At 37.6% G+C, this 20,077-nt stretch carries 24 protein-coding genes, 2 tRNA genes and 1 rRNA gene; 14 read left to right on the top strand and 13 right to left on the bottom strand.

Annotated elements, in window-relative coordinates; genetic code table 11:
• A 16S ribosomal RNA gene (locus IJF99_RS04115) occupies window positions 1-251 on the bottom strand; the annotation flags it as partial.
• Window positions 252-900: 649 nt separating this feature from the next.
• Here IJF99_RS04115 and mer point away from each other — a divergent pair.
• The 4 genes from mer (at window position 901) to IJF99_RS04095 (ending at window position 4,878) form a co-directional block, all read left to right on the top strand.
• Complete coding sequence (gene mer / locus IJF99_RS04110) at window positions 901-1,860, top strand: 5,10-methylenetetrahydromethanopterin reductase (protein ID WP_292792363.1); 960 nt, start codon at window positions 901-903, stop codon at window positions 1,858-1,860.
• A gap of 107 nt (window positions 1,861-1,967) precedes the next feature.
• Window positions 1,968-3,050: an archaeosine biosynthesis radical SAM protein RaSEA gene (locus IJF99_RS04105; protein ID WP_292792361.1), complete on the top strand. Its 1,083-nt coding sequence runs from the start codon at window positions 1,968-1,970 to the stop codon at window positions 3,048-3,050.
• Window positions 3,051-3,087: 37 nt separating this feature from the next.
• Window positions 3,088-3,570 (top strand): DUF308 domain-containing protein, encoded by a 483-nt coding sequence (locus IJF99_RS04100; protein ID WP_292792359.1) that lies wholly within the window; start codon window positions 3,088-3,090, stop codon window positions 3,568-3,570.
• Between the two features lie 27 nt (window positions 3,571-3,597).
• Window positions 3,598-4,878, top strand: coding sequence for a nucleotidyltransferase family protein (locus IJF99_RS04095; protein WP_292792357.1), 1,281 nt, complete (start codon window positions 3,598-3,600; stop codon window positions 4,876-4,878).
• Here the strand turns inward: IJF99_RS04095 and IJF99_RS04090 are convergent.
• Genes IJF99_RS04090 through IJF99_RS04065 form a run of 6 tightly spaced genes read right to left on the bottom strand, consistent with a single transcriptional unit; the run spans window position 4,868 to window position 9,628 of the window.
• Window positions 4,868-5,602 (bottom strand): NAD(P)-dependent oxidoreductase, encoded by a 735-nt coding sequence (locus IJF99_RS04090; RefSeq protein WP_292792355.1) that lies wholly within the window; start codon window positions 5,600-5,602, stop codon window positions 4,868-4,870. The genes IJF99_RS04095 and IJF99_RS04090 overlap by 11 nt on opposite strands.
• Before the next feature lie 12 nt (window positions 5,603-5,614).
• Window positions 5,615-6,475, bottom strand: a complete 861-nt coding sequence (locus IJF99_RS04085) for an ARMT1-like domain-containing protein (RefSeq protein ID WP_292792353.1) — start codon at window positions 6,473-6,475, stop codon at window positions 5,615-5,617.
• 2 nt (window positions 6,476-6,477) lie between these two features.
• The gene (locus IJF99_RS04080) at window positions 6,478-6,681 is read right to left on the bottom strand and encodes a MoaD/ThiS family protein (RefSeq protein ID WP_292792352.1); all 204 of its coding nucleotides are present in this window, start codon (window positions 6,679-6,681) and stop codon (window positions 6,478-6,480) included.
• Window positions 6,682-6,684: 3 nt separating this feature from the next.
• The gene (locus tag IJF99_RS04075; RefSeq protein WP_292792350.1) at window positions 6,685-7,602 is read right to left on the bottom strand and encodes a TIGR00269 family protein; all 918 of its coding nucleotides are present in this window, start codon (window positions 7,600-7,602) and stop codon (window positions 6,685-6,687) included.
• Between the two features lie 9 nt (window positions 7,603-7,611).
• The gene (locus IJF99_RS04070; protein ID WP_292792348.1) at window positions 7,612-8,769 is read right to left on the bottom strand and encodes a VWA domain-containing protein; all 1,158 of its coding nucleotides are present in this window, start codon (window positions 8,767-8,769) and stop codon (window positions 7,612-7,614) included.
• A gap of 4 nt (window positions 8,770-8,773) precedes the next feature.
• Window positions 8,774-9,628 (bottom strand): MoxR family ATPase, encoded by an 855-nt coding sequence (locus IJF99_RS04065; RefSeq protein WP_292792346.1) that lies wholly within the window; start codon window positions 9,626-9,628, stop codon window positions 8,774-8,776.
• A 122-nt stretch (window positions 9,629-9,750) separates the two neighbouring features.
• Here IJF99_RS04065 and IJF99_RS04060 point away from each other — a divergent pair, with 122 nt between their 5' ends.
• Window positions 9,751-10,086: a hypothetical protein gene (locus tag IJF99_RS04060; RefSeq protein WP_292792344.1), complete on the top strand. Its 336-nt coding sequence runs from the start codon at window positions 9,751-9,753 to the stop codon at window positions 10,084-10,086.
• Between the two features lie 2 nt (window positions 10,087-10,088).
• On the opposite strand, the gene IJF99_RS04055 is transcribed toward IJF99_RS04060, so the two are convergent.
• Entirely contained in the window at window positions 10,089-11,693 is a 1,605-nt protein-coding gene (locus tag IJF99_RS04055) for a dihydropteroate synthase-like protein (protein WP_292792342.1), read from the bottom strand.
• 274 nt (window positions 11,694-11,967) lie between these two features.
• On the opposite strand from IJF99_RS04055, the gene IJF99_RS04050 reads away from it, so the two are divergent.
• The 7 genes from IJF99_RS04050 to IJF99_RS04020 are packed head-to-tail and all read left to right on the top strand — an operon-like array spanning window position 11,968 to window position 16,432.
• Window positions 11,968-12,489, top strand: coding sequence for a pyruvate ferredoxin oxidoreductase subunit gamma (locus IJF99_RS04050; RefSeq protein WP_292792340.1), 522 nt, complete (start codon window positions 11,968-11,970; stop codon window positions 12,487-12,489).
• 12 nt (window positions 12,490-12,501) lie between these two features.
• A complete protein-coding gene (porD, locus tag IJF99_RS04045; RefSeq protein WP_292792338.1) occupies window positions 12,502-12,744 on the top strand; it encodes a pyruvate synthase subunit PorD in 243 nt (80 codons plus the stop codon).
• Between the two features lie 14 nt (window positions 12,745-12,758).
• On the top strand, window positions 12,759-13,907 hold the full coding sequence (porA, locus tag IJF99_RS04040) for a pyruvate synthase subunit PorA (RefSeq protein WP_292792336.1): 1,149 nt from the start codon (window positions 12,759-12,761) through the stop codon (window positions 13,905-13,907).
• Window positions 13,908-13,912: 5 nt separating this feature from the next.
• Complete coding sequence (gene porB / locus IJF99_RS04035; protein ID WP_292792368.1) at window positions 13,913-14,779, top strand: pyruvate synthase subunit PorB; 867 nt, start codon at window positions 13,913-13,915, stop codon at window positions 14,777-14,779.
• Between the two features lie 9 nt (window positions 14,780-14,788).
• The gene (locus tag IJF99_RS04030) at window positions 14,789-15,289 is read left to right on the top strand and encodes a 4Fe-4S dicluster domain-containing protein (protein WP_292792334.1); all 501 of its coding nucleotides are present in this window, start codon (window positions 14,789-14,791) and stop codon (window positions 15,287-15,289) included.
• A 7-nt stretch (window positions 15,290-15,296) separates the two neighbouring features.
• Window positions 15,297-15,539 (top strand): 4Fe-4S binding protein, encoded by a 243-nt coding sequence (locus tag IJF99_RS04025; protein WP_292792332.1) that lies wholly within the window; start codon window positions 15,297-15,299, stop codon window positions 15,537-15,539.
• A gap of 50 nt (window positions 15,540-15,589) precedes the next feature.
• Window positions 15,590-16,432 carry a fumarate hydratase gene (locus IJF99_RS04020; protein ID WP_292792330.1) on the top strand — a complete coding sequence of 281 codons (843 nt, stop codon included), beginning with the start codon at window positions 15,590-15,592 and terminating at the stop codon, window positions 16,430-16,432.
• Between the two features lie 27 nt (window positions 16,433-16,459).
• Here the strand turns inward: IJF99_RS04020 and IJF99_RS04015 are convergent, their stop codons facing one another.
• The 5 genes from IJF99_RS04015 to IJF99_RS03995 form a co-directional block, all read right to left on the bottom strand.
• A complete protein-coding gene (locus IJF99_RS04015) occupies window positions 16,460-17,344 on the bottom strand; it encodes a PhoU domain-containing protein (RefSeq protein WP_292792328.1) in 885 nt (294 codons plus the stop codon).
• Between the two features lie 5 nt (window positions 17,345-17,349).
• Entirely contained in the window at window positions 17,350-18,213 is an 864-nt protein-coding gene (locus tag IJF99_RS04010) for a hypothetical protein (protein WP_292792326.1), read from the bottom strand.
• Window positions 18,214-18,382: 169 nt separating this feature from the next.
• Window positions 18,383-18,455: transfer RNA gene (locus IJF99_RS04005), tRNA-Thr, on the bottom strand.
• A gap of 28 nt (window positions 18,456-18,483) precedes the next feature.
• Window positions 18,484-18,566: transfer RNA gene (locus tag IJF99_RS04000), tRNA-Leu, on the bottom strand.
• A 67-nt stretch (window positions 18,567-18,633) separates the two neighbouring features.
• Window positions 18,634-18,987 (bottom strand): hypothetical protein, encoded by a 354-nt coding sequence (locus IJF99_RS03995; protein WP_292792324.1) that lies wholly within the window; start codon window positions 18,985-18,987, stop codon window positions 18,634-18,636.
• Window positions 18,988-19,124: 137 nt separating this feature from the next.
• On the opposite strand from IJF99_RS03995, the gene IJF99_RS03990 reads away from it, so the two are divergent.
• Window positions 19,125-19,292, top strand: a complete 168-nt coding sequence (locus IJF99_RS03990; protein ID WP_292792322.1) for a 4Fe-4S binding protein — start codon at window positions 19,125-19,127, stop codon at window positions 19,290-19,292.
• 8 nt (window positions 19,293-19,300) lie between these two features.
• Complete coding sequence (locus IJF99_RS03985) at window positions 19,301-20,077, top strand: adhesin (RefSeq protein ID WP_292792320.1); 777 nt, start codon at window positions 19,301-19,303, stop codon at window positions 20,075-20,077.

Below are 20,077 nucleotides of genomic sequence, written 5' to 3'. Positions count from 1 at the left end.
GGTAAGCCATTACCTAACCAACTACCTAATCGGCCGCAGACCCATCCTTAGGCGAAAAAACATTTAAACAAAAAACCATTACAGGAATAATTGCCTATCCGGTATTATCCTCAGTTTCCCAAGGTTATCCCAGTCCTAAGGGTAGGTTATCCACGTGTTACTGAGCCGTACGCCACGAGTCTAAACTCGTTCGACTTGCATGGCTTAATCGAATCCCAATAGCAGTAGCATCTGCCAGGATCAAACAGAATTGAACACATAACAGACATAATAATGTAAAGTATTATGAAGTACGCTAAAAAAATATAGACGAGTAATTAATACATATAAAATTTGATATAAAAGTTTCTATAATCAAATTTCACCACATCTACAAAACTTACATCATACCCGAAAAACTCAGGTACTCACAAAGCATATCAATGATATTAATAATTTAATTAATACAATAAATATGATAATTTATAGCTATATGCGGAAAAGCAGTCATCATAGTCGGAATTGTTAATACAATATGACTTAAACCAACGCCAAAAAAACATATAGCACATCTAATACACAGAGAAATTATATAAACAAAGTCAATTAAAAAACATTGCAAAAATAAATTTTATAAAAAAATATACTTTAAAAAAATAAAAAAAATCAAATAAAGAATTATCAAACGATTATAATAAAAAATAAAAAAGGAAATAGAAAAAAATAGAAAAAAATTTTAAAAATTTTTATTTGTATAATATCGAACAAATCGATCATTAAAATAAATTTTTTTAGAAAACATAGCATACTATTTAAATTTAGATACAACAAAAACATATTTAATATTTAAAACTTTCTATCTAATTCAAATAATAATAACTTTATATATAGGAATACCTAAAATATTATTGGTGATAAAATATGAAGTTCGGTATAGAATTCGTACCAAATCAACCTTTAGATGAAATTGTAAAATTAGTAAAATTAGCAGAAGATGTCGGTTTTGAATACGCTTGGATCACAGACCACTACAACAATAAAAACGTATACGAAACTTTAGCATTACTTGCAGCAAACACTGAAACCATTAAAATGGGTCCTGGTGTAACCAACCCATACGTAAGAAGTCCTGCAATTTCTGCTTCCGCAATCGCAACTATTGACGAAATCTCAAACGGAAGAGCAACCTTCGGTATTGGACCTGGTGACAAAGCAACTTTCGATTCATTAGGAATTGAATGGACCAAACCAGTATCCACTATTAAAGCAGCTGTAGCTGACATTAACACCTTATTAGCAGGTGGAAAAACCGAAGGCGGAGCAGCATTAGGTGGAGTAAAAGCTGTCCAAGAACACATCCCTATTTACATGGGTGCTCAAGGTCCTAAAATGTTAGAAACCGCTGGAGAAATCGCAGATGGTGTTCTAATTAACGCTTCCAACCCTAAAGATTACGAAGCAGCAATGCCTATGATTAAAAAAGGTATTGAAGCAGCTGGAGACAAAGAATTCGACGTAGGTGCATACACTGCAACCTCTATTGGTCCTGACTCTGACGCAGCTAAAAACGCAGCTAAAATTGTAGTTGCATTTATTGCAGCAGGTTCACCACCTCCAGTTATCGAAAGACACGGATTACCTGAAGGATTCAACACCCAAATGGGTGACTTCTTAGCTAAAGGTGACTTCGGTGGAGCTATTGGTGCTGTAACCGATGAAGCACTCGACGCATTTTCCGTATGTGGTACTCCTGATGAGTTCATTCCAAAAATCGAAGGCTTAGCTGAAATGGGTGTAACTCAATACGTAGCAGGATCCCCTGTAGGTAAAAACGTAGAAGAATCCATCAAATTATTAGGAGACGTAATCGCAAGTTTCTAAACTTGCTCTCTTTTTCTTTTTTTATTTTTTTAAACCTCTATACACAACTTATTACCAAACTATTTTTACATAATTTTTAATTATAACCTCAACATAATAATATTATAATGGAAATTGAAAATTTAACAAAGGAAATTAGACAAAGAGCTTTTGAGCGAAAAGAACCAAAAACCCCAGAACAAGTTGGGGCAAGCTGGTATAATGATGACCTCACATATGACGGCGTTGCAAAAACATTGTTTATGATTTTACCGACTCCCGGCTGTGCATGGGCACTTGGCGACAGCGGAGGATGTACCATGTGCAGTTATGTATCCGATTGCACTCTCGAACCGATTGATACAGAAACAATCTTAAGAATATTCCATGACCACTTATCAAGACATCCAATAGCTGAAGATGACAAAATCTCAGTTAAACTATTCGCTTCAGGAAGTTTCCTAAACCCATACGAGCTTCCAAAAGATGCGCGTGATGAAATATTGAAAACATTGATGGAATTGGACAACGTGACTGAAATCATTGTTGAGTCAAGACCGGAATATGTAAAAGAAGAATATCTCGACGAAATCTTTGAAATCATCGAAGACACATTATTTGAAGTGAGCATCGGTCTTGAAACATCTGACGATTACACCCGATTAAATAAGATTAATAAGGGGTTTACCTGCAGGGATTTCGAAGATGCTGTAAATTTGATGCAAAACCTAAAGGAAGACAAGGGATATAATCTGAAGTCAAAAGCATACATCTTTGTAAAACCTATTTTGGTTTCTGAAAGCCAGGCAATAGCTGAAGCAATAAAAACTGCACACTATTGTGATTCAATTGGTGTTGACAGGCTTTCGTTCTGCCCTGCAACAATTCATAGCGGAACTGTAATTGAAAGGTTCTGGAGAAAAGGAGCATATCAGCCGCCATGGATCTGGTCATGCGTTGAAATAATCAATACTGTAAGGGATGAGTTAGAACTGCCTGCATTATTGGATACTTCCGGTTTCGGTTCAAGACGCGGGCCCTATAACTGTAAGAAATGTAATAAAGATTTGAAGCAAATGATAATAGCCAACAACCTGACACAGACAAAAATCGAATATGACTGTGAATGTAAAAATGAGTGGCGGGCTGAAATTAACAATTCAGACATGAATGCATCAACAGTGGAAATCAAACATGTCCCGCTATATTAATATAACTTAGATTATTAATTATTAATAGGAGGAAAAAATGAAAAGTAAGTTTATTAGTTTACTGGCTATAATTCTTGGATTATTGATTATCATATTCCCCATAATGGGAATCGTTGGAGTGGCCGATTTGATTGCTTTATCAGTGTTATTGATATCCGTATATCTACTCGTTGTCGGAATAGCAACAATAGATTACAATAAGACCGGAGCGATACTGGATTTGGCATTAGGAATGATATTATTATTCTTAAGTATCTTTTTAATATTTAATCCTACAATGCTTGGATTTTTAGCCGAAATCACATTATATCTTGCAGGAATACTTCTGATAATCGTTGGACTTGTTTCATTAATCAATAACAGAACATCAAAATATGGATTCTATATTGGAATAGCTGGAGTAGTCCTCGGTTTATTGTATATCATCATTGGATCTTTTGTTGCAAATCCAATAATCCTTGGAACATTAATCGGATTATGGCTAGTAATAAGCGGAGTTTTAAAATTAATGGATAGTTAAACTATCCTAAAATTTCTTTTTTTTTTGGTGTTTGACTTGATAGGAATCAGTGCAGACTTTGACCCCGTCCACAAGGGACATGAACATTTACTGAAAGCGGCTCGCGAATTAGCCGATGAGAAAAACAAGAAAGTTGTAGTTTATCTGAATAAGGGTTTCAGTGCAAACCATGCCCCCTTTTTTGTTGATTTTGATGCCCGCCGTGAGATGGCATTGGCATTGGGTGCTGACGAGGTCAGATCATTTGAAGGGCTTCATCACAGACTAGTCTTATCATATAGTGTTCCCATCAGGCTCAAACAGATGATTGATGACGGCGTAACCGACTACATCACCTCCGCAAGCATTTCTTTGGATGAGATTAAATCAAAAGCTCAGAAATTCATTGATGAGGGGAATTTCGTCGGCATGCCTAAAAGCTACACCAACAGAAATGAAATACGCTGGTATGCGATAAATGAATTTTTAGGCTCTAAACTTGATTATCATGTTGTAAATGAATTCAATAAGGACAAATATTCCGGAAGATTAATCAGGCAATCCATCATTGACAATGATATGGTAATCTCCAATGACGTTAAGAAATTGCTTCCCAAAAGCACAATTGAAATTTTACAGCGTGAAATTGATGCCGGCAGGACTCCTGGTGAACGTGATTGGGCGAATATTTATAAAAGAATGAATACCTATTCCCGCGGAAACCTTGAAAAGATAGCTTACCTTAACGGGAACACCATAAATGAAATCATTAAAAGAAGGGTTTACAGAGACCCCGAATCAATTTGGGCAGTTTTCAGAAGGTCCGATTACGGTCCGGTAATGACCCGTTTGGCAATCAGCGCCATTGAAATGGATGTCAGCAAAAGGGAAGTGATGGACTTGATGAAAGGTTATGAAGCCCAGGGAGTGATTCCTGATAACCAAAAGGTCCAGAGGGTTATTGACAGGGCATGGTATGTTGCATGCGAAGGCGAAAAGGGAATCAGCGCCCGTGATGCGAACAACAGATTCCGAAGCGAAAAAATCATTGTCGACAATCCTCCATTAAGCATTGAGGCTGGATTGAATCTGACCAGATTCGAAACGAAAATCACAAAAGAAGGATTGGATACCGACTTGTACGTTGATAAAAACGGCAGGATTTCAGTTCAGTTTAAAAGTGAAGGCAAAAAGATCAAAACAAATTTGAGGCTGCCCGCTCGCGACGTGACCTATCTGAGATACATTATGGATTCTCATTTCATTCCTGTTAGCGGAAGCATAAAAAAAGCCAAAAAGGGATTCAAGGTAAAAGTGGTTATTGGTTGAGTTTTTTGAGAGCCGCCTTTACCATTATCAGTTCATTTTCATTGAAATAACTGATGATTTCTTCTAACTCTTCACTCTTTCTTTTGGAACTTTTTAAGGTATTGTTTATTCTGGACAGGGATTTTTCCCTGAAGTCCTTTCCTTCGGTTAATGACAGCACATCAAAGAATTCCTCTTCAAGATTATGGATTTTTGCAATTTCATGGGATTCTATCAGCAGCGCGGACAATGTTTTTGTATATGTGCTCCTAAGCATTTTCAGAATGCTTGCATCACCTATCCTGTCACTGATTTTGACTGTTTTGATGAAATCGCTCAGGAATAACAGGTCGTCGGCATTTTCACCTGAAATTAATAGTGTCGGATTTGGCGAATCGATTTTCCCGATGATTGCCCCATCGACTAGATTATCAGCATGTTCGTTGATTTCATGTGCTGTGTCTGGAGAGATATTGTTCAAATCCAAGTAGATTCCCTTTGCATATTTGCCGTATTCCCGGGCAATGTTTAGGGCGTTTTTTGGTGAATTTGCTGAAATCAGAATATCTGATTGAATGGCTACGTCCTTAAAGGTGTCTAAAATCCGAACATCGGATTTGCGGATATTTTCAACTGTTTCAGATGACCTGTTTTCGGCTGAAGTGACGAACATTATTTCCTCAGATTTGATCATTTCAACAAGATTTTTTGAAACCTTTCCGAAACCTATAAAACCCATTATCATAATTCTCACCGGTTATTTTTTAAATAATAGCATATCATGCAGATTGACACCGATGTCTCTGGATATTGTGTTGCATTTGGCGCATAGTAGGAAAAAAACATCTTTATCTGACAAATCTATTTCTGTTAGGCCCTCGTAATTGCCCATTCCCTTTGATATTACGAATTTGTGATTTTCAAATATTTCCCTGAATTCGTCTGAAATTTCACTGTCCACATATCCCACTGTTCCGCAGCCTATCTCCACAATATTTCCGAATTCATCCAATCCCGCATCAAGCGCCTCTTTCATGCAGGCGTCATTCAGGATGGGTTCGGATTTGACTGCAATCGTGATGTCCAAATCATATTCCCTGATTTTTTCCAGAAGCAGCTTATCGAATACTATTTCTCCGGTATTGTCCACAAGATACAATACTTTATCGTGCTCTCTCAGTGCCTTTTCGAATTCTTCAATGTCCTTGATGGTCAAATCCTTTTCAAGCGAATTTCTTATGACGCTTTCTATATCATCATCCAGGGTAAATGCTCCGAAATCCAGAATATTTCCGATGATGGCTATCTTGACATGATTTTCAAGACTGTCGTCCTTTTCCAGTATCCTTTTCACATCAGGCAAATACCTCATGGCGATTTCGTTTCCTTCAATTTTTTCATTGCGATACGGGTCTGTGCAGCCGGTTTTTTGCTTGATCATGTTGTGCATCTTTGAGCCCGTGCTGTTGGAATTGGTATTCTGTTTGAAATTATGGCTTAAGAATTTGAATATGTCTTCCATGATTTCCATTTTAAGCGCTTCATCATCTGTGGATAAATCCAAGGCCTCCTTTGCCTGTCTTAAAAAGCATGGCCCGCATTCATAACTTATCTTCAAACCTAACCACCGTATATTATTTGAACCAATTGGATTTCGTCATCTTCCTGTATTACTGTATCTTCAATAACCAGTTCGCCGTTCTGTTTTGAAACGATTGTCTGAGGGGACAACTCCAAGTCATTTAGCAAATCCCTTATGGTGTAGTTTTCATTCGGCAATTCACGTTCTTCATTTTGTTTTTTATATATTAGTTTGAATGACATTTATTAAACTCCCAATTCTTCTAAAAATGAGCAGGCTTTGCACAATTCATTTGCAGAAGGTTCGCCGCATCTCCTGCATCTTCCATGCGCATATTCCTTCTGCATTTCGTTTTTTAATACATTCTTGATTTTATCGTAACCCCTTAATGTGGAGTATTTTATTGTGGGGTGCTTTTCAGCCAGCTGATTGATGAGTTCTGAAACTTCTCCCCTGAATGATTGCATCGCATATGGGCAGCTGTCGAAGTGCACTTCAAGTTCTTTTGCAACCACATACAATCCTATTTCGCGTTCGGGAATTTCCCTTAACGGTTTTATTTTAACTGTAAATTCTTCTGCTTTGGATTCTGTTTTTGCTCCCAGTTTGCCCAGGTTATCCGTGTTTCCTTCCAGATAATTCATCATTATGGCCTGGACCTCATCGTCAAGGTTGTGGCCTGTCGCTATTTTTGTGGCTCCCATTTCGCGGGCCGCCTTGTTGATTATGGTTCTTCTAAAGACTCCGCAGTAAGTGCATGACCCCCTGTGGTTTGGAGTTTGCATTATCTCATCAAGGGTGATTCCATAATCCTCTTTTAGAGAAACCACCTTATGTTCGATTCCGAGCCTTTTGGCATGCCTTCTGGCAATGTCCACACCTTCCTGACGGTAATTGGCTATTCCTTCATCAACAGTTACGGCGCAGATGTCGATTATATTCATTTCACGAAAAGAGTTCAGGATTTCCAATGTTGTGACGCTGTCCTTTCCTCCGGATAAAGCTACAAGGACTTTATCGCCCTTATCCAATAGCTTCTCTTTTCTGACTGTCCTTATTACCTTCTTTTCAATGGAGTCTATGAAACAGTCTTTGCACAGCAGCTGGCCTGACTGTTCTCTTTTATAAATAACTTTAGGATTACCGCATTTACTACATTGCATTTTCATTACCTACATTTGCTCTACGAAGTGGGCTAGCTGATTTAATGTGTTCACTTCAAATACCTGCGCTCCTGCTTCCTGATATAGTGAAACGCAGCTGTCCACAATATCCCATTTGAGTTTTTCTTCAGGGTTGAGGATAACCACCTTTTTAGCATCCCTTACCATCTCTTCAACCAGCTCCACACTGGCCGGAACCCCGTTCACTTTTGGTCCCGCCCAGTCTCTGCAGTCTGATAAAATAATTACATAAGACTTATTGTTGATATTTGCCTTTTCCTGGAACTGCTTGAATGCCGAATACATGTCTGAAGTTCCATGCACCATCATATGTTTGATTCGCATGTCCTTTACTTTTATGAATGAGTCTATGAGATATTCTTCCTTCAATGCTTTGGTTGTTTCAATAACCTTATTGTCAAACTCGAAGGTTCTTGACCTCTTGAATGCAGTTTGGGCTGAAAACATTAACATGAAAAACCAGCTGCTTATCCATTCGCAGGATCCGCTGATGTCATTAAGGAAGAGATGCTCGTTCTTGTGAGGCCTTGGCTTTGCCTTTACAAGCTCTATGGGTACTCCGCCATATTTCAGATTTGCCCTCATTGTTCGTCTCATATCAATTTTATGAGTAGTGGCCTGAATTTTACGTCTTGAACGTTTGTTGGCGATTCTTTTACCTAATCTTTGACATATCTCCAGCATTCTAGGGTCGAATCTGTTCAATTTAGTAAGATCCTTATTCATCAGCTCCCCATCGCGTTCGAGTTTTTTGGCTTCATCAAGCAGAGGCTGGCCTGAAAGCATCTTCAGTTTTTCATTGTTGATTTTTTCCTTTCGGACTTTCTGTCCGATGGTATTCTGTTTTTTGATGACGTATTTATTGGATTTCGGTCCGGTACCCCGGTATGCCTTACTGCGATTCAGATTATCCTGGATTTCCTTTTCGGGGTTTGGAAGTGCGAATACCTCATCAAAAACCTTCAAGAATTTAGGGATGTCATATCTGTCCTTGACATAGATTGCCATCAGCGCTGTCTTTAAGAGATTCCTGTCCGAATCCCCTAAATTCATATAAACCTCTGAAGCCGATTGTGTGCTTCTTATACTTACCGGCAAACCTTCCTTTCTTAAATCGGCTGAGAGTTTTGCGATTCTATTAATCATCTTATCAGTTTTTGTTGAAAATATCTTTTATAACACGTTTTTTGTCGCTTTCCGTTTTGATGGCTACGCCAACGCTATCTTCAAGGGACTGATCGATGTCCTTAGTTCCCAGGTTGGTAACTGACTTTACCCAGTCCACTGTACCTCTTACGGACGGTTTTTTCATCAAATTGAGATTGCGTATTTGATGAACGATTTTGACGACATATGATACTGTCTCATCATCCGCTTCGGGAATTTTTGATTTGACTATTTCAATTTCCCTTTCTATGGTAGGGTATGGGATGTATAGGAACAGGCATCTGTCCTTTGTCTCGTCGAGAAGTGACCTTTGTGAGTTTGATGTCAGTATGACAATCAAATCATTCATAAGCTGGAATGTTCCCAAATCGTTGATTGTAATTTCCTGTTCGCCCAATGCCTGAAGCAGAAAACTTTCAACTTCCTCATCTGCCTTGTCTATCTCATCAATGAGCAATACTGAATCGTTGTCATTTAAAAACGCATTGAGCAATGGCCTTCTTATGAAATATTCGTCATCGAAGATTTCATCCACATTGCTTGAATCGTTTTTGGCGGCTTCAAGGTGCAATAACTGTTTTTGGTAGTTCCATTCTCCGACAATCTGTTCGAATGTGATTCCCTCATAACATTGAATCCTGAAAAAGTCCCTATTGAATGATTTTGCGATTACTTTAGCTAGCTCTGTTTTTCCAACGCCTGGCGGACCTTCAATAAGCATAGGTTTTCCAAGCAGAAATGATAGGTAAAGAGTAGTTGAAATCTCATTGTTTGAAACATAACTTGCATCTAAAAGTAATTTATCGATGTCCTTTATACTTATATCTTCAACCTGCAAATTCTGACCTTCCTAAATTTTGTTGTTAAAATAAATTTAAATGTGAATTAATATAAATTTTATGTATATATATGTAACAATACCATAATATAAGTAATTGATTTAGAATGGGAGGTTAAAATATGAAATTCGAAAATGTGCTGATTATTGCACTGATAGTTCTTATATTTGCGGTTATAGGAGCCTATATCATCATGAACGGAACTGGAACTGCAACAGTTAATGATGAATCCGCACAGCAACCAATCGCGAACATCGATCCGAATACCGATACTATTAATACAGCGACCCAGTCATCATCCGGCGCTTCAAGCTCCGAATCCGACACCTCATCTGGCGATGATTCCGCTTCTGATAGTGCTGCAGTCGAGGATGCATCATCATCAAGCAGTGCTGACAGTTCAACCCCGCAGGCGGGACAGGCCGAGGGGACTTATGATCCGGCAGATTTTGACTAGAATTATTTTTTGAATTCGTCGGGATTTTTGAATAAATCAAAATCCTGAACATATTCTTTTCCGGTAATCATTGCAATTTCCGCTTTTTTAAGCTCAGCGCCCAAATAAGCGGCATGCTCCATTCTTGTTACAAGATTTTTTGTGATGATTTCCTCATATATCTCTTTTGCCGAATGGCCGACAATTACAAGGTCAGCCTTGTTTTTCTTAAAATGAGTTGCAGTGATCTTACTGTTTTCTACGGTTGTGCCGTAATCGACGTTGATTTTGAAACTGCCCGCCTTGTCTCTGACGAACTTTAAGGGTTTGTCCTGACGGGTTTGCTCAACGCCGTCCAATTCGTTTATGATAATGTCATTTCTTTTATGCTTGTCCTTAAATGCGACGAGATTTATTCCCAGGTCTTTTGGAATTGATTTTCTGTGCTTTGCAAGAAACATCATTTTTGAAGCGGTTGCGAGTTCATATACGCTGCCTCTTGTCTTTCCGCTTTCTTCTGGAGTGAACAATATGCTCACTCCCAGTTCCATACCTATTCCTGCAAGCAGCACATTGACGCCTCCGGAATCGGCATCCATCAATTCCGTGACATTTCCAACACCGAAAAACATTGGTGCGGGATTTGTCTTGTGGAATTCGTAGCATGCGATGATTGACTCGACAATACTGGCGCTGTTTACAGGGTCCAATATCAAATCTGCAACATAACGCAAACCTTCCGTGTCCTTTATTAATTGATGCATTGCCTCAACGCGTTCTGCAGGAGATTTAGGGGATTTGCCTTGCGAGAAATTGGTAGGAAGCAATACTGCAGGAATATCCTTTTCCTTTAGGATTTCAAGAACTTCGACATTGTTTCCCAAATCCAGACTTAAAACAAAATCTATTCCGTTTTCGGCGGCGACCTTTATTTCCTTTGGATTGAGCGTGTCTATGCTTAAGGGCCTGTCTCCTACAATCGGCCTTAAAGTTTCAATCAGCTCGGGAATCTTATCGGAGAAATCCTCACCGGCAGCCATTCCGATATCGATCATGTCGGCACCGGAATCAACAAAATATTGGCACTTGTTGATTAATGCCTCTTTTGATAAAAATGGTGCGTTGGCTATTTCCGACAATACCCTCATCGGGAAGTCTTCGCCGACCGGAAGGTTCTTAATCATGATGTTATTCGGTTTTTTGAGAAGTTCTGTGATTTTCTCTTCATCCTTTTCAAACTCATCGATGAATTTGAAGGCTTCCTTTCGCTTTTCCTCTTCAATCAGTTTATCGGCAGGGGTGTCTTCAGACAAATCAATGCTTCCGACCAGGTTCAGTACCATTGCAAGGTCAGCGCCATCGGTTGAGCCTTTAAATGTTGGGATTCCAAGTTCCTTTGTGATTTCCTTTGTTCCTTTTTTGATAAGGCCAGGAACCAGAATCATGTCGATGTCATCCAGCTGGTCATTGAAACATGTTTTTACTTCTTTAATAATCTGTCTTGGAGTTAGAAATGCAGCCACCTGAGTATTATCTGCAATATGCACTATTATATCTTCTTTTGAACCGGAAACAACCTCCTTTATCAGAGGATATGCTAACTCTCCCGTAATTATTAAAACTTTCATAAACTTCCCAACCGATTTTCTTATATTAATAATTATATTTTTAAATATATTAAATTTAATATTTTTTAAAAATGTATTTTTTTCAAAAAAGGTGTTGAAGTTGTATAATGAAAAAACAAAAAATATAAAGAGAATTTTAAATAAATAGGGAAAAAATAAAAGATTTGAACAAAAAAATTAAAACAAAATTATTCAAAAATAAAATTTCATCATAAAATTTATATATTTTAGAATTTATAATGATTATACATGATAAATATATGGAGGAGAATTAATGATTGAAATTCGTTTTCATGGAAGAGGTGGACAAGGTTCCGTAACCGCTGCTGAAATTTTGGCTAAAGCAGCTTTCAAAGATGGAAAATATGTCCAGGCTTTCCCATTCTTTGGAGTTGAACGTAGAGGAGCTCCAGTTATGGCTTTCACCAGAATTGATGATAAGCCAATTGAAATGAGATACCAAATCTATAATCCGGACTATGTTCTAGTTTTAGATGAAGGATTGTTGAATGTAGTAGATGTGTTTTCAGGAATTAAGGACAATACTGAAGTAATCATAAACACTGAAACCTTTGAAGGCAGTGGAGAACACGTAGTCCACAAGATTGATGCAACAGGTATTGCACTCGACATGTTAGGACGCAACATTGTCAACACAATTATCTTAGGATACTTCGCTAAAAAGACCAATGTGGTAAGTATTGATTCACTTCTTGAAGTTATTAAGGAAACTTTCCCAGGAAAAATCGGAGAGTTAAACGCTGAAGCTACTAAAAAAGCTTACGATATAGGATAGATGGTGAGAATAATGGTAAGTATAGGATGTGTAATTAAAACACCGGGAAATACTAAAAATAATAAAACTGGAAGCTGGAGAACTTTCAAACCTATCTTAGATAAAGAGTCATGTATTGATTGTGATAATTGTATTTTATTCTGTCCAGATTCCTGTATAAACAAACAACATGATATTGATTACGATTACTGTAAAGGATGCGGAATTTGTGCATACGAATGTCCTTCAGATTCAATCGAAATGGTGAAAGAATAAGGAGAGGATGAGAAATGGTAAAAGAAGTAATGACCTCAAATAAAGCAGTTGCAGAAGCTGTAAGATTAGCTAAACCGCAAGTTATTCCTGTTTACCCGATTACTCCGCAGACTACAATCTCAGAATACTTGGCACAATATGTTGCTGACGAAAAAATCGATGCAAAATATGTCAAAGTGGAATCAGAACACAGTGCAATAAGTGCTGCAGTCGGAGCAAGCGGCGCCGGAGTAAGAGTATTTACAGCAACATCTTCACAAGGTTTAATGTTGATGCACGAAATTTTATATGCAGCAGCAGGTATGAGAACACCATTCGTTTTAGCTGATGCAAACAGAGCGATTTCAGCTCCATTAAACATATGGAACGACCAACAAGATTCCATTGCACAAAAAGATGCTGGATGGATACAAGTTTACGTTGAAAATGCACAGGAAGCATTGGATACAACATTAATGGCTTACAAAGTTTCAGAAAATCCTGAAATATTGCTCCCATCAATGGTATGTTTGGACGGATTTATCCTAACTCACACAGTAGAACCTGTTGAAATCCCAGATGAAGAAAGTGTAGACAAGTTTTTACCTCCATATGTTCCAGAACATGCTTATCTTGATCCGAAAGACCCAATGTCCATAGGTAACTTTGCAGATCCGAATTATTACATGGAAGCAAGACATGACATGCATGTTGCAATGAACAAATCAATTGATGTAATCCAAAAGACCTGTGATGAATTTGCAGAAATATTTGGAAGGCAATACGGTCTTGTTGAAGGATACAAAACAGACGACGCTGAAATCATATATGTTGCTATGGGATCACTTTGCAGCAGCATAAGAGTTATCGTAGATGAATTAAGAGCCAAAGGCGAAAAAGTCGGTTTACTTAAAATCAGAACATACAGGCCATTCCCAGTCGATGCAATCAAAGAGGTTGTAAAAGACTGCGCCAAACTGGCTGTTGTCGACAAGAACTTCGCAATCGGAATGAGCGGAGCACTATACGCTGACATGAAACTTAAAATCGACAAAGAAATGTACGGATTCATTACTGGTTTAGGCGGTAGAGACATCACTCCTGAATCATTGATTGAAATCTATGAAATAACCAAAAACGGTCCTGAAGATGACGTCACATGGATTGGACTTAAGGAGGAATAAAAATGGTGGACATTCCTGATAAAAATTTATTAGCACCAGGACACAGAGGCTGTGCTGGTTGTGGAGCATCTATCGCAGTTAAATTAGCTTTAAATGCATTAGGTGAAAATACCGTAGCCATTTCAGCTACAGGTTGTCTAGAAGTTATGACTACACCATACCCAGAGACTGCATGGGAAATTCCATTCATTCACGTAGCATTTGAAAACTCAGGTGCAGTTGCATCCGGTGTGGAAAGTGCACTTAGAATTCAAGGAAAAGATGATGTTAATGTAGTTGCTTTCGGTGGTGACGGAGGAACTGTAGATATCGGTTTGCAATCCTTATCCGGAGCCATGGAAAGAGGCCACAACATGACCTACATCTGTTATGATAACGAAGCATACATGAACACAGGTATCCAAAGAAGTGGGGCTACCCCATACGGTGCAAGCACCACAACTTCACCAAACGGTACTGCAAGTTTCGGAGAAGACAAACCTAAGAAAAACATGCCTATGATTATGGCGGCACATGGAATACCTTATGTTGCAACCGCTTCAATAGCATATCCTGAAGATTATGTTAACAAAGTCAAAAAGGCTGCAGAAACCAAAGGTCCTGCATATATCCACTTACAGCAACCATGTACAACCGGTTGGGGATACCCTTCCGAAAAAACAATCGAAATGGGCAGATTGGCTGTAGAAACCGGATCCTGGATTTTATATGAAATTGTGGACGGCAAATTCGAAATCACTTACAGACCTGAAGAAAGAAAACCTGTAAAAGAATATTTGGCTCCACAAAAAAGATTCAGACATTTAAATGAGGAAATCATTGAAAAAATCCAAAAATACGTTGACGCAGAGTGTAAAGAACTAGGCTTATAAGGTGATACAATGGAAAGTATTGTTGTAAATAGTAATCTATGTGATGGATGCCTCAACTGTTCAAATATGTGCGCATCAATCCATAATGCTAGCAGAATAAAAATAATAGAATATGATTCTTCCTTTTATTCCATTGTATGCCAACATTGTGAAAGTGCGCCATGCATAAAAATCTGTCCGACCGATGCGATTACCGATGACAGGGTAAATACCGAAAAATGTATCGGCTGCGGATTGTGTGTGATGGTTTGCCCGTTCGGGGCAATGACTTTCCAATCAAAAGTTGCTGAAAAATGTGACCTCTGTGCTGACAGAGAAGAAGGACCTGCATGTATCAAAGCATGTACCAAAAGAGCTATTAATATTGCTGATCCTGAGAAAATCAAAGCCAAAAATCAGGAAAAATATTTGGCTAAGATGGCAGGATTATACGAGCCTGATAGCGGAAAGGGCGGCTTTGTCCATGTGATTACAAGTCAAGCAAGAGCAAGACTTGTTTTAGACGAATAGAAAAATTATGTTTAAATCAGGAAATTGTACAACATGTACAACCTGCGGAAGTTGTCAACAAACACCAAATGTTGACACTCCAACTTTATTTTGTATGCACTGCCAACCCCCATCACAAGCCCCATGCTTATTAGTCTGCAGTGAAGATGCCGTTGAAATATTGGGCGGAGCCATCACAATCAATTCGGATAAATGCAATCAGTGCAGGGACTGCGTTGCAGTTTGCCCCATCAATGTAATTAAGATTTAAATATTTCAAAAACCAAAAATAAGATTAATTAATTTTATAAGGGTTTTATTTTGATTACTAAAGATGTTATTAAAGATACCGTTTATGAACTTTACAAACAGGCAGTCATCGTTCTTGGAGATGATGTGAAAAAATCACTCGAAGACGCTCTAAAAATCGAAGAGCATGACCTTGCAAAGCTGAATATTGAAGCCATTCTTAAAAATATCGAACTTGCAGAGGAAAAGGGAATCCCAATGTGTCAGGATACCGGTTTGCCTGTTGTTTTTGTTAAGTTAGGCAATGTTGAAGTTGAAAATCTGCGCGAAGGAATCGAAGAGGGAATCAAAAAGGCAACCACTAACGTTCCAATAAGGCCGAATATAGTGGATCCAATTACACGTGAGAACACCAACATCAATGTTGGGGATTGCATTCCTCCGATTGACATTGAACTGATTGATGAAGATTACCTTGAAATAACAATTCTGCCAAAAGGATTCGGTTCCGAAAACAATAATGCGCTGAAAATGGCTCTTCCCGCCGAAGGAATTGAAGGCGTGAAGGAATTCGTTGTAGAATCCGTCCTGAAAGCAAAAGGAAAGCCATGCCCTCCAACAGTGGTTGGTGTTGGAATTGGAGGAACATCCGATTTATGCCTGAAATTGGGTAAAAAGGCACTGCTTGGAAAAGTCGGCGAAAGAAATCCCGACCCTGTATTGGCCAGATTAGAAGAAGAAATACTTGAGGAAATCAATGCTTCAGGAATCGGGCCAATGGGACTCGGCGGCAAAACAACCACCCTGGATGTAAAAATACTTAAAGCGCACACACATACCGCAGGTCTTCCGATTGGCGTTTGCATCCAATGCTGGGCAGACAGGCATGCAACAACAAGAATATATGATGAATAGGAGTTATTGCTCCTAATAATCCTTTTTTTATCTGAAAGATCTTGGAGTGGTTGGTCTTGGAATATTGTCGTGAAACTCGACTGCCACATCCATCATTTCAACTGAAATATCTCCAATTCTTTTAAATGCCTTAATAAGTCTGAATAAGTAAATAAAATAGTTTGAACGCTCTTTTTCATCGAATGAACTTTCAGCCATTTGGGTTGCAATCAGATTAATGGCCTTTGACTGCATGATATGGATTGTTTCTTCCAATTCACTTAAATCGTCTTTCAGGTCTGTTTTTCCTTCAATGAAAGCAGTCATGGACATCCTGATCATTGATTGAGCAGTCTTATACATTTTTCTCAGTTTCTTTAAGACATTATCATCAACTTCATAAACATCGTTAATAACGAATTTTGCGATATGTCCGCAGTAATCTCCAATACGCTCCAGATCGTAAGCTATTTCATTGTACAGCATTGATTTTGAAATTTCAGAATGTTTATTGATGCTGACGATTGTTTCAACTGAGGTCCTTATTTTTTCAACCATATTGTTGGTTGCATAGTCCATTTCCAGGGCCTTGTTTGCCTTATCCTCATCATAATCCAAAACAGCTTCAAAAGACATTTCAAGTTGTGAATGAACATGCCTTGCCATGTTTGCCAACATGTCATTAATCAGGACATTGCCCGATGTATTGGGAGTCTTTACATAATCTCCGATGGATTCCATCACTTTTTCATAGCTTTTTAAATCAATCATATATGCCCTTTTGATGGTTCCATTTTTTACAAGGGGCTGCAAAAGCTGAGTAACATACCTGCGGGTGATTCCTAACTTTTCGGCTATTTCATCTTGAGTTGACGGATTTTCATAAAGAATTATGTCCAATATGTCCTTTAATGTCTGATTGCGTTTACTCATTTAAATCACTGCTTTTTATAATCGTCCAATAAATCATTAGATTCGAAATGAATTTTGCTGGTGGATTCATTAATGCCGGATTTGGTTTTTTCACCTGTCTTTTCTTTAAAATTAACTTCCGCCTTTGGTTTTGACTTATTGGATCTTTTTTTATGATTTTTAATGTTTTTCATTTTTTCATCATAATCGAAACCGTTGCCTTTTCTTGAATTGCGAACATTTATCTTTTTAGTGGCATTATCATTGCTATTTTCACGTTTCAGTCTTGAAAATTCGTTTTGATATTGCCTAGCTGATATTAAAATCTGGAATATGACGAATAAAATCAGCACTAATGCAATGACTGCAATCGGAAAGTCGAAATATGTGAATATGACATCATAAACATTTGTTATAGCATTATGCAAATCCACAAAACCTCTTGCTAAAAATATTAACCCAACAAATGCAATAATTGCTCCATGAGACTTTTTGATAATGTCCGGTTTCAGTATTAGAGGATAGACACTTATAACAAGCATTGCAATTCCTAAAATCCTATATAGGTTATAGTTTGCAAATTGCTGCAATGACAGAAATGCTGTAAGGAATGTTTGAGGCAGCAATCCCCATCCTGATAATAAAGCGAAAATTAACAGTAACTGAATTAATGCAATGACTATAAGTGGAAATATATATGCAATTTCCCATTCAAAATCAGTGCTGAATGTTGCAGATGAAACAGGCTTCTCCAAAGCTTCTGAAAGCATATTATAAAGCATTGATGAAATTACTGAACCTATAACAGTACCCGCAACTCCTAAAACAGAAGTTAAAATTGCAACGAATGCTGAAATAAATCCAACAAGTATAATCTTTTTATAATTCATATTTTCACCTTACAAATTAATTCAAAAAATAATGACATGAATATTATTTATTTTAAAGTTTTTATAGTTTAAATAATTTATCCTAATCCTAAAGAAAAATAATCAGCACGAATGTAATTTCAACAAAAAACCATTGAAAAAGCTAAAAAGAAATAGAAAAAATCTATGAAGCCTTAGGGGGGATTCGAACCCCCGACTTCTACCTTACCAAGGTAGCGCTCTACCACCTGAGCCACTAAGGCGAAAAATCAGAGTTAAAAATATAAAGAGTGCATGGGAAGGGATTCGAACCCTCGAAGGCCTATGCCAAAGGATCTTAAGTCCTTCCCCTTTGGCCGCTCGGGCACCCATGCATATAGTAATAATATGTGCAACCATAGTATATAAATGTTATGGCAATACTGAATTTTCATAACAAATTCAAACCAATGCGTTGTTAAATGAATACAGCCACAACGAAGCTGAAGTTAAGACTAAAATGACCAATAGCCAAATAACAACAAATAGTTTCTTTAAATCAGAATCCCCCTTTGTAAGATATTTTTCACCAGGCATATCACTTGATACCTGGCGGTTATTCTTATATTTCTCATCGTTTCTCAAATAGTTATAGAATACTCTTGTTATAAAATAGAACATCACAAACATCACTATTCCAATAACCGGAAGCAAACCACCATTTAAAAACATGATGGAGACTATTGAGAACAATAGCATTAAGAATAATAAAAATAATCCTGACAGAATTATTGAAATCCATTTGTTGAAAATCATCTTTGCACCTATTATAACATTTGTTTATCATGATATTAAAACTTTAGGCAAACCTAACATTTCCATTCAACAAAATATATAAACATTGAGATAGTTAAATTAAATTATAATATTCTAAAATTTTTAATGGTGATTAATTGAAAGTAGATATGGAAGAATGCGGAGTTTGCGAAGATTGTATTGACGTGTGCCTTGAGGAAGCCATTCAAAGAAAAGCGTATACAATCGTCATCGACGAAAGTAAATGCAACAATTGCGGCGAATGTGTTGATGTTTGCCCTGTAGGTGCATTATACGAAGAATAGGTTTAATTATGAAAATCAAATTCACATTAATTGATTATATAATAATTATATTAGTCATATGTGCAATTGCATTTGCGTTTATTCATATCAGTACTGACGATTCATCAGACTTGCAAAAAACTGCTTTTGATGAATCAACCATCGGCAAGATTCCAGAAACCTATCTCAAGTATTATAAAGATGGATATGTTGTAAAGTCCACTGTTGAAGGATATAACTCATCAACAGGCGAAAAAGTAACAATAAACGGCACTGTTATTTGGGAAGATGACAACAGCGGAAATGACGTTAAGCTGCTTATTAAATCAGATGACCAGACTTATCTGGCGGGATTATACAAAAACGTGCCGAATGCCGACATTTATATTGACCAAATCAGCTTAGAGAGCAATGGGGAAAAATATGAAAATCTATGCGAAGTTGATATCAAACCCCAAGAGATTGCCTCATTGAAAGATTTGACCGACAAGATACCTGAAGACGCCGATTATGAACTTTCAACTACACTTGCTGTTGATTCGCTTAACTCAAAAGATGTGCAGAAAATCACAAATAAATTAATAGACAATGATAAACGAATATCTATCAAGACAGCGAACAGCGATATGGACAATCAGATAATCATCACAAAAGCAACAAAACAGGATTTGAATGACATTGACTCAATCTTGGGCAATATCAATGCAATAACTGATGATATCACTATCAGAATATATGGCTGCAGCGATGACCAGCTGAATGAAATCGGCGAAAACTTTGAAGTTAAAAATATCCGGAATTTTTAA

It is taken from the genome of Methanobrevibacter sp. (assembly GCF_017406825.1).
Taxonomy (GTDB): Archaea; Methanobacteriota; Methanobacteria; order Methanobacteriales; family Methanobacteriaceae; genus Methanocatella.
Note: the sequence above shows the minus strand (reverse complement) of the source record. Positions and strands in the feature narration are given on the sequence as shown.

Coding starts and splice junctions, on each gene's coding strand:
- mer (WP_292792363.1), top strand. CDS start 901: ATGAAGTTCGGTATAGAATTCGTACCAAATCAACCTTTAGATGAAATT.
- IJF99_RS04105 (WP_292792361.1), top strand. CDS start 1,968: ATGGAAATTGAAAATTTAACAAAGGAAATTAGACAAAGAGCTTTTGAG.
- IJF99_RS04100 (WP_292792359.1), top strand. CDS start 3,088: ATGAAAAGTAAGTTTATTAGTTTACTGGCTATAATTCTTGGATTATTG.
- IJF99_RS04090 (WP_292792355.1), bottom strand. CDS start 5,602: ATGATAATGGGTTTTATAGGTTTCGGAAAGGTTTCAAAAAATCTTGTT.
- IJF99_RS04080 (WP_292792352.1), bottom strand. CDS start 6,681: ATGTCATTCAAACTAATATATAAAAAACAAAATGAAGAACGTGAATTG.
- IJF99_RS04075 (WP_292792350.1), bottom strand. CDS start 7,602: ATGCAATGTAGTAAATGCGGTAATCCTAAAGTTATTTATAAAAGAGAA.
- IJF99_RS04070 (WP_292792348.1), bottom strand. CDS start 8,769: ATGATTAATAGAATCGCAAAACTCTCAGCCGATTTAAGAAAGGAAGGT.
- IJF99_RS04060 (WP_292792344.1), top strand. CDS start 9,751: ATGAAATTCGAAAATGTGCTGATTATTGCACTGATAGTTCTTATATTT.
- IJF99_RS04055 (WP_292792342.1), bottom strand. CDS start 11,693: ATGAAAGTTTTAATAATTACGGGAGAGTTAGCATATCCTCTGATAAAG.
- IJF99_RS04050 (WP_292792340.1), top strand. CDS start 11,968: ATGATTGAAATTCGTTTTCATGGAAGAGGTGGACAAGGTTCCGTAACC.
- porD (WP_292792338.1), top strand. CDS start 12,502: ATGGTAAGTATAGGATGTGTAATTAAAACACCGGGAAATACTAAAAAT.
- porA (WP_292792336.1), top strand. CDS start 12,759: ATGGTAAAAGAAGTAATGACCTCAAATAAAGCAGTTGCAGAAGCTGTA.
- IJF99_RS04030 (WP_292792334.1), top strand. CDS start 14,789: ATGGAAAGTATTGTTGTAAATAGTAATCTATGTGATGGATGCCTCAAC.
- IJF99_RS04025 (WP_292792332.1), top strand. CDS start 15,297: ATGTTTAAATCAGGAAATTGTACAACATGTACAACCTGCGGAAGTTGT.
- IJF99_RS04015 (WP_292792328.1), bottom strand. CDS start 17,344: ATGAGTAAACGCAATCAGACATTAAAGGACATATTGGACATAATTCTT.
- IJF99_RS04010 (WP_292792326.1), bottom strand. CDS start 18,213: ATGAATTATAAAAAGATTATACTTGTTGGATTTATTTCAGCATTCGTT.
- IJF99_RS03995 (WP_292792324.1), bottom strand. CDS start 18,987: ATGATTTTCAACAAATGGATTTCAATAATTCTGTCAGGATTATTTTTA.
- IJF99_RS03985 (WP_292792320.1), top strand. CDS start 19,301: ATGAAAATCAAATTCACATTAATTGATTATATAATAATTATATTAGTC.